Here is a 13,924-nt window from a genome sequence, read left to right as displayed (position 1 = left end):
CGCGTTCGCGCATCATCAGGAGTTCTCATGGAGTTTCAAGACGGTGTCCTGCGCATCGAATCCTTCCTCGCCGTGACCATCGGCATCGTTGTGCTGTTCATCGGCAAACGCCTGAACGACACGATCGGAATCCTCCGCGAATTCAGCATACCGGAACCGGTCACCGGCGGCCTGCTGTTCTCCATCCTGCTCGGGGTGCTCTATTTTGCCTCCGGCGTCGCGGTGGCGTTCGATTTACAGGCGCGCGATATCCTGCTGGTCTATTTCTTCACCACCATCGGCATCAATGCCAGCGCGCGGGACCTGCTCGCCGGCGGCCGGCCGCTCTTGATCCTGCTGGCCGTCACCATCGCCTTCATGTTCGCGCAGAACCTCACCGGCATCGGCGTGGCGGCCCTGTTCGGCCTGCCGGCGGCGGTCGGGATCACCGGCGGGTCCGTATCCCTCATCGGCGGCCACGGCACCACGATCGCGTGGGCGCCCGTCATCACCGCGCAGTATGGGATCAGCAACGCGATGGAACTCGGCATCGCCAGCGCGACCATGGGCCTGATCCTGGCCAGCATCATGGGCGGCCCGATCGCCAAGTTCCTGATCAAACGCCACGGGCTCACGCCCGCCCCGCAACTGGTCGAGGAGGTCCAGGACATCGGCCTGTCCGACACCCAGAAAAAGGTCGGCCTGGGTCACCTGGACTTCCTGAGCGCCATCCTGGCAATCCACGTCTGTATCATCCTCGGCTTCCTGCTCAACGGCATCGTCGCCGACTTGGGGCTCAAGCTGCCGCTCTTTGTCACCTGTCTCTTCGCCGGCATCCTCATCACCAACCTGATCCCGAAGAATCTGCCGACCCTGAGCGGAATGCCCTGGCCCACCCGGACCCCGGCGATTGCCCTGATCGCCGACGTGGCGCTGGGCACCTTCCTGGCCATGTCGTTGATGAGCATGCAACTCTGGACGCTGATCGACCTGGCCGGGCCCGTTCTCGCCATCCTGGCCGCCCAATTCGTCCTGGCCGTGACCGTCACCCTGTTCATTCTCTTCCCGGTGATGGGCCGCGACTATGATGCCGCGGTGGTCTGCGCCGGCTTCGGCGGCGTCTCACTCGGCTCGACCCCCACGGCCATGGCCAATATGGCGGCCGTGGCCCAACGCTTCGGCCCCTCCCACCGCGCCTTCATCATCGTGCCCCTGGTATCCGCCTTCTTTATCGACCTGGTCAATGCGCTGGTGATTCCGCTGTTTCTGCGGAATTTTTAGCGGGATTGCGCAGGCGACACACCGACCAGATGAACTCGGTGCGATCCTTGCCGCCGGCCGATCGCACGAGGACGACATGGTTCGGATCATCCAGGAGGCCTGGGTAGGCAACCCGCAGCACCCCTGGCTGCCGCCGCAGCCACCGGGCCAGCACCAGCGCGTTGTGCTGCTGCCGCTCCAGCCGCAGGGCCAGCGTCTTGAGTCCCCGCAGCACCAGCCAGGCATCCTGAGGACTCAGCGCCGCCCCCATGGCGTTCTGCAGGAAGCCCATGCTCTGGCCCTATCCGGGATGGGCAAAGGTGGAGGTCTGGTAAATCGGGGTGCTGATCGCTCCCATCCGGGGGTCCGTGGTGCGCCCGGTCTGGGCCAAACGTGTATCGATATGGGACGTATTGGCGACCGGACTCGGCGCATTCACAGCGCCAGCGGATAGGGTCCGCTGTGCGGACCTTCCCCGGTCGGGTTTGCGCGGGGTGCGGTCCGCACAGCGGACTCTACCCCCCCCGCGACGGGAAACAGGGCTTCCCGGACCGTGCTCCCAATGGAACTTGGCAACCAGCCAACACGCGGGAGACCTGCGCATCATGCCGCGGCCACCTGCGCGGGATCGTAGTGGAGGACCAACAGTCGGGCGGCATGGATGGGCGCCAGGGCATCGGTCCGGCCGGCATCGTCGATGAACTCGACCTTGTAGGCTGCGTCGCCGAGCGCCCCGCCTAAACTCCACCACGATCCAAATCATCACGCTGTCCGTGGGTATCCACCGCCCCGCGGATCACGTCGCCCGCTCGGGCGACCTCCCGGTGACGCTTGTCTAACCGATGCGACCGCCGTAACCTCCGTATAATGAGATTCAACGCATTCAGCGCAATGCCCTCAGTCTCGCCGAATTGATCCGGATCGCTGTATGAGCAGTCGCCTCCTGAGACCCTATCGATGACCATGCCAACCCGTCTCGCGGGCAAGATCAAGCAACTGAAGACCCTGCTCGTCGATGCCGACGATTTTTCAGTCATCATGAATTATTTCCTCGACGACCTGGTGCCGGATCCGGCCTTCCAGGCGAAAGGCAAGCCGCTGAAGGACAAAACCATCGAGCAGCGGTTTCGGGGGGTACTCGAAATCCTGCACGAGCGGTTGGCGGTCCGGTCCCCGGGTCCGGCACAGATGATGGCCGCGCTATGGCTCAAGGATTTCGAGCTTGCCCATGGCGCCTTCGCGTTGGGCAACCGGTTGGGCATGGCCTTTTATTTCCGCGATTTAGACATGGGGCTCAGCGCGCTCGGCGCACTGGACGGCTCCATGGAGGTCATGTTCGCGCGCTTCTCGGTCTACGATGGCGTAGATCCCGGGAAAAGCTTCCATATCGATCGATCCAAGCGCCGCCATTGAGATCGGGAGGGTCGGGCCTGCTCAGCCCGGTAGGGTCCGCTACGCGGTTCAAGCATCCCGGTTGCCGATCACATAAGTGTCATGATCCGTCGAGAGGTCCGCCGGTCCCGCGATGCGTACCCGGCGCAGGCGCGCAAGGAGGGTCTCGGTCTCCCCCGCGTCCTCGGTCCGGGTATCGACGACGACGACGCGCACGTCGCGGCCGTCGAGCTCCCGCCGGTACTCTCAGGGAATCTGGAGGACACCGTCGTGGACGGTGGTCTGAAACTCGATCGCGTGCATGGGGCGGACTCCGTTGGGTTCAGGTCTGCGGGCCAAGTCTAAGCGATCAGGAGCCAAGGCTTAAGCCTCAGGCTCGATCTGCCACAGGGCCTCGAAGGGAAGTGGCGTCGGGGATTATAGGGACTATGGCCCCGGGTGGATAAGGCGCGCCGCCTCGCGGCAGTGGACGGGTGGGCCTTGATCGGCGTTCCGGCCACTGGCGGTCGAGGTTACCGTGAAAGTCGCGCGGGACCCGGTGGGAGCGGCTTTAGCCGCGACGCGAACTCGCAAGCAGCCAGGGCCTCGTCGCGGCTAAAGCCGCTCCCACGGGGGGCTTTGATCGTGTCGGCGCGGCTGATTTTGTCGGATATGTCGGGAGCCGCCACCGGCTAAAGCCTCGACCTCCGGTTGCTGACTGACCACCAGGTTCCGTACCTCGACCGGGTAGGCCGGATCGCCGACGAGCGCCCCATCGTCGAGCAGCAGGGCCTTGATCATGATCCCGGCCATCAGCCAACGGCGAGGTCTGTGGTCCGCACAGCCGACCCTACGGCCCTACGCCCGTAGGGTCCGCTGTGCGGACCAGCGAACTCCCGTCCGGCAGGATGGCCGAATTTTTCATCAAGGCCGAGCCTTCTCAGGTCCGGATTGCACGTCGTTCAGTCGCGCTTGAAAAGGTCGGGCGTTCGTTCGTCCGTCTCGGGCAGACTTCGCTGTACCGCTTCCCCCAACGCGGCCAGCCAAGCCTCGCTGTCGGGACTGTCGATCACCGCGTCGGCGAGGGTCAGCAGCCGATCGAATTCGTCGATCCGCTCCATGAGCGGTCGACTGTCGGCGGCGATTGCCGCTCCGAAGCGTTTCTCGACTTGCAGCAACAGCATGTTGTAACTGCCCTGCAACTCTTTGCGGCGCGCGCGCCGCCGCGTCTCCTGCGGGTCCGGCCGCTCGCAGAATTGCCAAAAGCGATCCGCGGGCATGGCGTAGTCGCGCTGTATTGTCTCCAAGGCGGCGATTGCGATGTCCGCTTCGCGGATGGTCTCGCGCAGGCTGTCAAGCTCCTCGCGTTGCCACGCGTCGTCGTCTTGCGGGTCCGCGGCCGTCAGCAGGTTCGAGCCGGCGCGGTCGCACAGCTCGATCGCGATCCGCTCGATGCGGAAGGGGTCGTCCGGGTGGATCCAGAAAAAGAGCCGGTACTGGTAAGCGATATCCCAGTGGGGGTCCCAGTCGCCGGCCAGAGAGCCCATGTCGGCGCTGCGCGTCGGCTGGGTCAGATACTGCAACCAGCCCAGCAGATTGAGCCGCAGCCCGTAGTTGCGCCAGGGACGGAGATAACGTGCCGTGGCAATGAAACGCCTGACCTGCTCCAACAAGGGATCGGGATGCGGCGCAATCTCGAACGGCTCGGTGCCCAGCGCCTCGTCGAGGGCGTAGCACAAAGGAAGATCCTCACGCTCCTCCGGTGGATCGAAGCGTCGCCAGGAGTCGCACTCGATCCACTCCGCAGCGCGTTGCAGCAGGAACAGAAAGGCCCCGGTGGCGAACTGCGGCGGCAACTCCGGGTGCAACTCGCCCAACTGATCGCGCAGCAGACGGTCGAGCCATTCGACCGGCAGCCGTCCGTCATGCGCGTCGAGCGTCTCGCGGAACAGCAGATACTCGTCGAGTGCGTTCTCGGGCGTGGCATCACCCCATTTGTAAAATCGCATGGCGAGCGACAGTGTCCCCGTGTGGGGCGCGATGATGTAATAGTCGTACCAGCCGCGTGTCGACATCTCGGGATCTCTCGGGGTTATCGGGGGGTCCAAGGCTTCAGCCTTGGAGCGGCCGGCCAAGGCTGAAGCCTTGGACTCCAAATGACCATCGCTGGCCGGAACGATGATCAAGGCCTTGCAGCATGACATGCACCTCTTGAAAGTCATTGATGTCCGGCAGGCGGATGCCGGGGCGCTTCTTACGGATGAAGCTGCGGTAGATCCAACGCCCGAAAGCACGCTTGAGGCTGTCCAGGGCGCCGCTGTCCAGGAGTGCCACCAACCGGGCGTAGACCGTGAGCCAAGTCGGCTCGTCACGCGCCTTTTCCAACTCGATCAGAAGATAGACGTAAAACTAGCCGTCCGCCCAGCGGACGCGCCAGCTGATGTCGTCTTCGCGGTCGCGGTAATCGTCTGTGACATAGCTGCCCTTGACCGTCTCCAGCGAGGCCAGGTCCAGGGACGCGACCCAGTCCTCCCGCACGAAGCCGGGTAGGGTCCGCTGTGCGGACCTTCCCCGTTCGGGTTCGCGCGAGGCTCGATCCGCACAGCGGACCGGTTAGCGCCCGCGCCCGCCCAGTCAGCGGACCAGGGCCATCAGCACCATCCCGGCGACGGCGACGGCGGCGACAGCGGGTACCGACTGCCCAAGCAGCCAGCCCGGCAGCGCCCCCCACTCCCGCGGCATCCCGTTGAGAGCAAAGTCGAAGAAACCGGCGAACAGCACCAGCGGGAAACCAAAGACGGTGAGGAAAGTGACCAGGCGGGCGGCGCGCTGTTCGGCGTAGGCGCGCAGCGTCCGCTCCAGTTCGTCGAGGGTGCGTTCCAATTGCTCCAGTCGATCGCCGATGCCCCAGCGCCGCTCCAGGCTGGCGCGCAGGGCCGCCAGGCGCGGGTCGGTGCCGACGTTGGCGGTCTGGTCGAGCCCCCGGCGCAGCGCGACCTTGATGCCGGTCAGGCGGTCGAGGTTGCCGGCCGCCGCGAGACTCACCCACCGGCGGTGCCTGATGTGCTGCGGTGACCCCGGTCGGGCGGTTTGGCGCCGTCGATCCCGGCCGCGCGAGGCCCTTGTCGCGCAGACAGATGCCGATGTGGTCAACGGGAACGCAGGCCCCGTCGGTGCGGGTCCAGTGGGCGACAACATCGATCAGGCACTCGGCGGCCCCGACGCGTTGGCGGCCCTCGGCGAGGCGGACGGGCGGGGGTGGCGAGGTCAGGACCGGCGCCGGTTTCGAGCACTGACGCCGTCGCCCGCAGCCGTGCGTCCAGTCGATCGAGGCCGATGGCGAGTGTTGTCAGAAAGTCGTGCCAGGTCATTGCCGGACTCCTGATTGAACTTGTGCGCGGACGACGGCACCGTCCGGCATTGCATCGCGTGCAGCCATCGCCACCAGGCACGCTTGCGATCACCACGCCGTACTGGTTAGGCTCGCGCAAATCCCGCGATGTAGGAGCGCCTATTGCGATGGTTGCGAGCGAGCCCAGGGCCCCGGTCCGCATCCTGCACCTGTCCGACCTCCATTTCCGTGCCGATACCGCCTGGGACCGCGAGCCGGTCCTGCGCCACTTGGCCGCTGCCATCGGCGCCGAGGTTGCCCAGGGTCTGGCCCCCGATCTGGTCGCCATCACCGGGGACCTCGCCCACTCCGGTAAGGCCGCGGAATACGCCCTGGCCCGCAGGTGGTTGGCCGAGGCGCTGTGGCCGACGCTCAGCGCGAAGGACGCGCCGCCCTTACCGCGCGATCGACTGCTGCTGGTCCCCGGCAATCACGATGTGGATCGGGAGGCCGTGGACGAGATCGCCGAGGCCGTCCAGGGCGCGCTGTTGGCCGGGTGCGACCAGGATCGGATCGCCAAAATTCTGGGCAGCGCCACGCAACGCAAGGTCCTACTCAAACGGCATAACGCCTATCTCGCCTTCTATGCCAAGTGGCTGGAGCCCGACGCCAAGGCGACCAGGCCGCTGCCCTGGTGGCAGCGCCGCATCGAGATCCAGGGTCAATGCCTGCACGCCGCCGGCCTCGACTCCGCCTGGATGGCCTGCGGCGACGACGACCGCGGTCGCCTGCTGCTCGGACGCTACCAGGTCAACCAGACCGTGCTGCACCCGGACGCCGAGGGCGCCGACTGGCGCCTCGCTCTGCTGCATCACCCCTGGGACCATCTGGCCGAGTTCGACACCCACGAAGCGCGCCGGACCATCCACCTGCACCGGGATCTCGTATTGCGCGGCCACCTGCACGCGGGTGAGGCGTTTCGCGTGCTGCCGCCCGATCCGGCCCGCGCCTGCCTGGAGCTGGCCGCCGGCTGCGTCTACGCCGACAGCCCCCATCCCAACGCCTTTCAGTGGATCGAACTCTACCCGCCAAGATCAAGCGTTCACCTCGGCTCTTCGCCCGATGCCCCCTTCCAAGATGCCGATTTATTCAATGTTTTTCTCAGCCACAACAGCCGCGATAAACCGATGGTGCGGCAACTCGCCCATGCGTTACAGGCGCGTGGTCTCAAGGTCTGGCTGGACGAAGAGCAACTGGTGCCGGGGCGGCCTTGGCAGGATGCGCTGGAAAGCATCATTCAAACCACGCGCTCAGCCGCCGTATTGGTCGGAAAAGATGGCTTGGGTCCGTGGGAAGACCCGGAAATGCGCGCTTGCTTATCGGAGTTCGTTACGCGCAGATTGCCGGTCATACCGGTGCTGCTGCCCGACGCACCGGTCGAGCCAAAATCGCTGCCCCTGTTCCTGCGCGCGTTTACCTGGGTCGATCTGCGCGGCGGCTTGACTGACCACGGGTTGGATCGAGTGGAATGGGGCATTACCGGCATTAAGCCAAAATCCTTGCCGCGCCTCCAGCCCCTTTCGGCGCCGCGGGCGGATGATCGGTTGCCTCCAGGCGGCCAAGCCTCCAGACGGGTTCGGGTGCTGTTCCGCGCCTGGGTCAAGGGCGCCTGGATTATCGACCGCAATCAGCCCGGCTGCCCGGACGGCGCGGCGGACTTCGACCTCGCCCCGGTCCAGCCGCCGGCCCCGCCGATCACCGGCCGCGAACCGCCCCCCGCCGACCCCACCCGTTATCTCGACACCCTGTGGGAGGACACCGCCAACCTCGCCATCCGCGGGATCAAGACCGGCCGGGCCGAGGCCAACCGCATCCCCATCGCCGATCTCTATATCGAATTGCAGACCACCGGCGGCGGCGTCGGCCAGGGTCAGGACGCGCGCCTCGCGGCGCACCGACCCGGTGCCAATCCACTGCACGCCGCCCTGGTCCATCACCGTCTGCTCATCATCGGCGACCCCGGCTGCGGCAAGACCACCTTCCTGCGCTGGGTGGCGCACTGTCTGGCCGCGGACCGGCTGGGGCGCGCGCCGGGTCCGGACGCCGCCGTCCGGCATCTTGGTTTGGAGCGGGCGCGCCTGCCGCTGCTGGTGCGTATCACCGACTGGCTCGATTTCATCGCCGGCGAACAGGCGCGCCGCCGCGGCCCCGCCCGCGCGCGGACCGCCGACTGGTTGATCGAATTCCTGGCCGACGACGCCCGCGGCCACAACCTGGGGCTAGGCGCGGACGACTTCCGCCGGTTGCTGAATGCCGGCGACGCCATGATCCTGCTCGACGGGCTGGACGAGGCCCCCGACCAGGGCCGGCGCCGCACCCTGGTCGAGGTCATCGAATGCGTTGCCCGCGCCTACCGCGACTGCCCGCTGGTGGTCACCAGCCGCCCCGCCGCACTCCAGGAGGAGACACTGCTCAGCGGCTTCGTGCGCACCACCATCGACCGGCTGGACCCCGCCGCCATCGCCCGCTTCCTCGGCCGCTGGAGCCGCGCCCTGTTCCCCGACAGCGAACGCCAGGCCGAGGACCATCGCCGGGCGCTCGCCGCCGCACTCGACTGCCGCCCCGAGATCCGTCGGCTGGCCCGCAACGCCGTCATGCTCACCGCGCTCGCCGTCGTGCATTGGAACGACAACAGGACAGCGGCATCCTGGTGCGCCGCGGCAACCAACTGCGCTTCTGGCACCTGACCTTTCAGGAGTACTTGGCCGCCCAGGCCCTGGCCGGCTTGGCGGACGGCGAGCGCAACATCCTGCTGCTCGGCACCGGGGGCGCCACGGTCCCCGCCCTCTATCGCCCGGAGTGGCGCGAGACCGTGCTGCTGCTCGGCGGGGTGCTCCATGAGCAAGGCGTCGACAAAGTGGACGGGCTGGTCGGCGCCGTCCTCGACGGCTGCGGCCCTGGCCTGGCGGATCAGGCCCGCGCCGCCGGCCTCCTGGGCGCCCTGGTGCGCGATCTGGACCCCTTCCACTACCAGCCGGGCGACCCGCGCTACGCCCGGTGTCTCACCACCGCACTGGGCGTCTTCGACCCGGCACAGGCCCCGGCCATCCCGCTCCCGGACCGCATCGCCGCGGCCGACGCCCTGGCCCAGGCGGGCGACCCGCGGCTCGGCTGGCACCGGCCGGCGCGCTGGGTCGAACTGCCGGGCGGGCACTTGCTGATGGGTGCGCAGAAGAACAAGGAACAGGCCCCCGGCTACGACCCCGACGCGCACGACAACGAGGCCCCGGTCCATGAGGTCCAGGTCAGCGGATTCGCTATGGCGCGCTTCCCGGTGACCGTCGCCGAGTTCGCCGCCTTCCTGGAGGACGAGGACCACGCCGATCCCCGCTGGTGGGGAGCCGGCGGAGCGGACCAGCCCACAACGCCGGATGACTGGGACGACCAGCAGGCCCATCCCAGTCGCCCGGTGGTGAAGGTCTCCTGGTATCAGGCGACGGCCTTCTGCGCTTGGCTGACCGATCGCCTGTCGCGGCCCCAGGGCGCCAAGGGAACCATCCTGCTGCCCGCGGACCGCGTGGTCCGCTTGCCGACTGAGGCCGAGTGGGAATACGCCGCCCGCGGTGAGGCGGGACGCCGCTATCCCTGGGGCGACGAAGCGCCCGACGGGCAGCGCGCGAACTGCGACGAGGCCAAGGTCGGGGCACCGAGCCCGGTGGGTATCTTCACCGGCGACTGCACGCCTGAGGGCATTCTGGACATGGCCGGCAACGTGCTGGAATGGTGCTTCGACGCTGATCGCGAGGACTTCTACGGGCAGTGTCAGAGCCAAGGTCTGGTCGTCGATCCGCTGGCCCAAGGCGATGTCGGGTCGCCGCGCGTGCTGCGCGGCGGGGCCTTCTACGTCGTGGCCGGGAGCCTGCGCTCTGCGGGCCGGGTCTGGGACGAGCCCGTGTTCCGGTTCAGGAGCATCGGGTTCCGCTGCGTCCTGGCCGCGCGCCGCCAGCCTTGACCCATTGATCCTTTGACCCTTTCTTTTCTTCCAACGGACCGCGCAGCGGTCCGTTCGAAATTGACAACGGAATGACACTTTGTCATTGTCGTTGTCAGTGTGAAATGACACTGACACTCACGCCCGTCACCTCCCACCATGCAGCTGAGCGCGGTAGGTTGGGGTGAGGAACGAACCCCAACGATCGGCGGCCGGGATGTTGGGGTTCGTTCCTCACCCCAACCTACGGGCTGGACAACCGTCTGCCCACGGTGTTTCTGGGTTTTCGCATCAGTCGGGCCGGCATTGGTCCGGGACCCAAGGCATTGCGCCGACTGCGCCGCCGGTTGCGCCGGGCCGACGACCTGGACCCCGCACATCTGGCGCGCAGTCTGCCGGCGTTTCGGGGGATGTGGGGCGCGCTGGGCGGGTGACAACGGGTTTGACAGTGTCATTTACACTGACAATCACACTGACACAGTGTCAGTCAGTGTCAAACGCGAACGGACCGCTGCGCGGTCCGTAGAAGAAAGAAAGGGTCGATGGGTCAAAGGGTCAAGGCTGGCGGCGCGCGGCCAGGACGCAGCGGAACCCGAAGATCTGGTCCCGGTTCCCGGGCCGGAACCAGTACCGGTACGCGGAGCGCAGGTCCCTGGCCACGTACCAGAAGGCACCGCCGCGCACCACGCGCGGCGACCCGCCTTCCCGCTTGTCCTCAGAATAGAAGTCGTCACACCACTCCCAACAGTTGCCCGCCATGTCTTCCAGGCCAAGCGGTACCTGCGTCGAACGGGGAAAGATCCCGACCGGGGAGGTGACCCCGAGACCCGCCTCGTCGCTGTTGCAGATCCCGTCCTCCCACTGCCCGCCCCAGGGGTACTCATAACCCTCGGGTCCGCGAGCGGCGGCCTCCCACTCCTGCTCGGTCGGCAGGCGCCCGCCGGCCCAGCGGCAAAAGGCGTCGGCCTCCCAGAAAGAGACGCCCACCACCGGCTGGTTGGCGGTGTTGAAGCGGCTGTCCTGCCACAAGGATGGCAGGCGCACGGACTGCGCCTCGCACCAGGCCCAACCGTCCGCGGACCACCAGCCCGGCTCCCGGTAGCCGCCCTCTTCGATGAAACGGCCGTACTGACCGTTGGTGACCAAGTACCGGCCGAGCCGGAAGGGCTCGGTGATCTCCCGATGACCATCCTGGTACGCATAGCGCCCCGCCGGGATCAGGACGAATCCGCGCTCCTGCCAGGCCGGGTCGCGCGGGTCGCCGAGCCGCGGGTCGCCGACCAGCCCCAGGACCATCCCCAGCCGGAACCGGTCCTTAACTGCAATCTCGTCCGCGATGGCCGCGACGGCAAGCGCCGTGTAGCGGTCCGCGAGATCCAGCAGGTGGAGGCCCTTGCGCTTAAGCATCTCGATCCAGTCGGCGCAGACGACGGCGACGGCGGGGTTGGCGCGGACCGCGGCGCGGTCCTGGGTGGCGAGCAGGTCGCGGGCGGCGTCCAGCGCCCATTGTTCACCGTTGCGCTCCAACATGCGGCCGAACAGGAAGCTCAGCGTGAGCCGCCACTCGGGGAACGGGGCGCGTGCGGCGATCACGGACGCGAACCAGTCGGGCTCGCGGCGGCTGCGCGCCAGGTGCTCGGCGGCCAAGAACTCTTGGAAGCTCAGGTGATAGAAACCGGCCTTGCCGGTCCCGCGGTCGAGCAGCAGGCCGGAGCGAGAGAGCAACTCGTCGCGGCGCTCGGCGGCGGCCGTGGTGCCCGCCTCGGTGACCGGGCTGAGTTCGGCATAGTCGGTGAGGATGCGCTCCACCTCCTCCAGGCTGACGGCCGCCTCCGGGGTGACGCGCTGCAGTTGGATGCCGGTGCCGGTGTGCATGCCCAGCGCGATGGCGCCCAGGCGCCCCCGCACGGCGGCGCGCTCGTTGTCGGCGTCCCGGTAGCGGTTGAAGAGGACGTTGTTGACCAACTTGTCGTACAGATCGTGACGGTCCTGAGGCAGCCGCCGACCCTCGCCGTAGCGCACGCACAGGGCGGTGAGCAGCATGGGGTTGCGCTTGAGTTCCTGCAGGTCGGGACGGTCGACCAGATGATCGATCAGGCCACGGGCCTTGTCCTCGCCCTGGGACGGGTCGGCGGCGGCGTACCAGCGGCGGATGAAGAGTGACTGGAGCCCCTCGTCCAGCGCGGCCAGCGGCGCCTCGGGCAGGGCCAGGCGCCGCAACTCGTCCGGGCGCAGGCCGTAGGGACGGCTGGTCAGCAGCAGGCGGTTACCGGCCCGGGTCCAGTCGCCCAGTCCGTGCGCGAGCGCGGCGAGCAGAGAGGCGCGCGGGCAGGTGCGCCGGACCCCGTCGCCGTGGACGACCGGGACTTCATCGATACCGTCCAGGATCAACAGGCACCGACCGGTGCCGAGCAGGGCGGCGAAGGTTGCAGCCTCCAGGCGTCCGCCGGCCCATTCAGCGAGCCAGCCGCCCAGGGCGGCGCTCAATGCGGCCGGGCTCAGGTGGTGGCCCCCTGGTGTCAGGGGCAGCGCGGGCCAGAAATCCCGCAGCGGGACCAGGACCGGCAGGCGGTCGCGCAGCGCCGCGGGGAAGGTCTCGCGGTAGTCGTCCGGCTCGCCGATCGGGTGGGCGGGCACGGCGCCGCCGGCCACGACCAGGGCGAGCCAGCGGCAGAAGGTGGACTTGCCGGCGCCGGGGTCGCCGGGGCAATAGAGCGACCCCTCGCCCAGGCGGCTGAGCAGCAGTTCGTGCGGCGGGCGGTCGTCCGGCCGCCCATCCGGTGCGGCCGCGTCCGGCGCTGCCACTGCGCGCCTGGCGGGCGTGATGGCGGGGACATAGACCTGACTGAGTTGGGTGGGGTGTTGCGCCTGGACCTCCAGACCCAGGAGTTCGACCGATTCGTACTGGCCGCACAGCCAGTCCAGATAGGCGGCGGGGATGGCCGGCGGTTGGGCGGCGGCCCCGGGCTTGGCCTGGCCCGGGGCCGCCTCAGGGTCCAGCGGAAAATCGGCCTGGCCGTCCGGACAACCCGGCTGGTTGCGGTCGACCTGCCAGGCGCCTTTGATCCAGGCGCGGAAGAACACCCGCACCCGTCGCGGCGCCGGCCACAGCTCGATCCACTGAAAGGCGTTGGGGTGGCGGCTGTCGTCATAGACGCAACCGGCGGCGAGTTCCAGGCAGGCGCGCGCCGGGTCCGCCGGCCGGATGAAGGCCGCCTCGCCCTCGTGCAGATGGCCGCGCAACAGCAGGTCCAAGTGCAGGTGCAGGTCCGGGCGGGCCTCGCGCAGATCGAATTCGGCCAGATAGTCCCAGGGGTGGTGCAGCAGGGCCAAGTGCCAATGGGCATGCTGGCCGTCCGCGTGCAGCACGGTCTGGTTGATCTGGTAGCGGCCCAGCAGCAGGTGCCCGCGGTCCGTATCGCCGCAGGCCATCCAGGCGGAGTCGAGCCCGGCGACGTGCAGGCGTTGCCCGCGGATCGTGATCGAACGTTGCCACCAGGGGAGCGGCTGGGGCCTGCCGAACCAGTCGGCACAGAACTTGAGATAGGCGCCATGACGCTTGAGCAGGACCTTGCGCTGAGCCGGGGCGGCGAGGACCTTGGCGACCTGGCTCTGGTCGGCGCCCTTGAGCAGGGCGGACTGGGTGGACTGGACGATGAAGTCCACACGGTCGCGGTCCACGTCGTGGTTGCCGGGCACCAACAACAGCCGATCCTTGGCCAGCCGCGCGGATGGGTCGATCGTCAGTGCCGGCCAGAGTTCGTCCGCGAGCCAGTCGCGGGCCAACCGGTAATCCGCGGCCGTGCCGGCGAAGGCCAGGTCCCCGGTGATGACCACCAGGTCCGGCACCAAGCCGGACTTGACCTCGCCGGCGATGAACCGCGCCAAGGCGCGCAAGACCGGGTCCGCGTCCCACGCCTTGCCGGCACGGAAATGGATGTCGGACAGATGCAGGAGGCGAATCGGTTGGTCCATTGGCGGTGTCTGAGGTC

The 13,924-nt window shown here is 67.9% G+C and carries 12 protein-coding genes; 5 read left to right on the top strand and 7 right to left on the bottom strand.

Annotation, left to right across the window (positions count from 1 at the left end; all coding sequences use genetic code 11):
• Positions 1 to 27 precede the first annotated feature (27 nt).
• A complete protein-coding gene (gene gltS, locus A39O_RS0121715; protein ID WP_020506775.1) occupies positions 28 to 1,260 on the top strand; it encodes a sodium/glutamate symporter in 1,233 nt (410 codons plus the stop codon).
• Here gltS and A39O_RS0121710 read toward each other — a convergent pair.
• A complete protein-coding gene (locus A39O_RS0121710; protein ID WP_020506774.1) occupies positions 1,220 to 1,531 on the bottom strand; it encodes a PLP-dependent transferase in 312 nt (103 codons plus the stop codon). The genes gltS and A39O_RS0121710 overlap by 41 nt on opposite strands.
• A 671-nt stretch (positions 1,532 to 2,202) precedes the next feature.
• Here A39O_RS0121710 and A39O_RS0121700 point away from each other — a divergent pair.
• Positions 2,203 to 2,652, top strand: a complete 450-nt coding sequence (locus tag A39O_RS0121700; protein ID WP_211211668.1) for a hypothetical protein — start codon at positions 2,203 to 2,205, stop codon at positions 2,650 to 2,652.
• Between the two features lie 48 nt (positions 2,653 to 2,700).
• Here the strand turns inward: A39O_RS0121700 and A39O_RS42845 are convergent, their stop codons facing one another.
• The 5 genes from A39O_RS42845 to A39O_RS0121670 form a co-directional block, all read right to left on the bottom strand.
• Positions 2,701 to 2,847: a hypothetical protein gene (locus A39O_RS42845; protein ID WP_245561956.1), complete on the bottom strand. Its 147-nt coding sequence runs from the start codon at positions 2,845 to 2,847 to the stop codon at positions 2,701 to 2,703.
• A 378-nt stretch (positions 2,848 to 3,225) separates the two neighbouring features.
• The gene (locus A39O_RS0121690) at positions 3,226 to 3,411 is read right to left on the bottom strand and encodes a hypothetical protein (protein ID WP_157640320.1); all 186 of its coding nucleotides are present in this window, start codon (positions 3,409 to 3,411) and stop codon (positions 3,226 to 3,228) included.
• 161 nt (positions 3,412 to 3,572) lie between these two features.
• The gene (locus A39O_RS0121685) at positions 3,573 to 4,685 is read right to left on the bottom strand and encodes a hypothetical protein (RefSeq protein ID WP_020506769.1); all 1,113 of its coding nucleotides are present in this window, start codon (positions 4,683 to 4,685) and stop codon (positions 3,573 to 3,575) included.
• A gap of 37 nt (positions 4,686 to 4,722) precedes the next feature.
• Positions 4,723 to 4,995: a hypothetical protein gene (locus A39O_RS0121680; protein ID WP_020506768.1), complete on the bottom strand. Its 273-nt coding sequence runs from the start codon at positions 4,993 to 4,995 to the stop codon at positions 4,723 to 4,725.
• A 249-nt stretch (positions 4,996 to 5,244) separates the two neighbouring features.
• Positions 5,245 to 5,655: a hypothetical protein gene (locus A39O_RS0121670; protein ID WP_020506766.1), complete on the bottom strand. Its 411-nt coding sequence runs from the start codon at positions 5,653 to 5,655 to the stop codon at positions 5,245 to 5,247.
• Positions 5,656 to 6,129: 474 nt separating this feature from the next.
• Here A39O_RS0121670 and A39O_RS36955 point away from each other — a divergent pair, with 474 nt between their 5' ends.
• The 3 genes from A39O_RS36955 (at position 6,130) to A39O_RS41100 (ending at position 10,366) form a co-directional block, all read left to right on the top strand.
• Positions 6,130 to 8,688 (top strand): TIR domain-containing protein, encoded by a 2,559-nt coding sequence (locus A39O_RS36955; RefSeq protein WP_051088867.1) that lies wholly within the window; start codon positions 6,130 to 6,132, stop codon positions 8,686 to 8,688.
• Positions 8,622 to 9,953, top strand: coding sequence for a formylglycine-generating enzyme family protein (locus tag A39O_RS36950; RefSeq protein ID WP_020506765.1), 1,332 nt, complete (start codon positions 8,622 to 8,624; stop codon positions 9,951 to 9,953). The genes A39O_RS36955 and A39O_RS36950 overlap by 67 nt, the downstream gene beginning before the upstream one ends.
• A 251-nt stretch (positions 9,954 to 10,204) precedes the next feature.
• Positions 10,205 to 10,366: a hypothetical protein gene (locus A39O_RS41100; protein ID WP_020506764.1), complete on the top strand. Its 162-nt coding sequence runs from the start codon at positions 10,205 to 10,207 to the stop codon at positions 10,364 to 10,366.
• Between the two features lie 121 nt (positions 10,367 to 10,487).
• Here A39O_RS41100 and A39O_RS36945 read toward each other — a convergent pair whose 3' ends face one another.
• Entirely contained in the window at positions 10,488 to 13,907 is a 3,420-nt protein-coding gene (locus tag A39O_RS36945; protein ID WP_020506763.1) for an SUMF1/EgtB/PvdO family nonheme iron enzyme, read from the bottom strand.
• Between the last annotated feature and the right edge of the window lie 17 nt (positions 13,908 to 13,924).

Source organism: Lamprocystis purpurea DSM 4197, assembly GCF_000379525.1.
Taxonomy (GTDB): Bacteria; Pseudomonadota; Gammaproteobacteria; order Chromatiales; family Chromatiaceae; genus Thiodictyon; species Thiodictyon purpureum.
The sequence above is the reverse complement of the archived record's forward strand: the minus strand, read 5'-3'. Positions and strand labels throughout refer to the sequence as shown.

Coding starts and splice junctions, on each gene's coding strand:
- gltS (WP_020506775.1), top strand. CDS start 28: ATGGAGTTTCAAGACGGTGTCCTGCGCATCGAATCCTTCCTCGCCGTG.
- A39O_RS0121710 (WP_020506774.1), bottom strand. CDS start 1,531: ATGGGCTTCCTGCAGAACGCCATGGGGGCGGCGCTGAGTCCTCAGGAT.
- A39O_RS0121700 (WP_211211668.1), top strand. CDS start 2,203: ATGCCAACCCGTCTCGCGGGCAAGATCAAGCAACTGAAGACCCTGCTC.
- A39O_RS0121690 (WP_157640320.1), bottom strand. CDS start 3,411: ATGATCAAGGCCCTGCTGCTCGACGATGGGGCGCTCGTCGGCGATCCG.
- A39O_RS0121685 (WP_020506769.1), bottom strand. CDS start 4,685: ATGTCGACACGCGGCTGGTACGACTATTACATCATCGCGCCCCACACG.
- A39O_RS36955 (WP_051088867.1), top strand. CDS start 6,130: ATGGTTGCGAGCGAGCCCAGGGCCCCGGTCCGCATCCTGCACCTGTCC.
- A39O_RS36945 (WP_020506763.1), bottom strand. CDS start 13,907: ATGGACCAACCGATTCGCCTCCTGCATCTGTCCGACATCCATTTCCGT.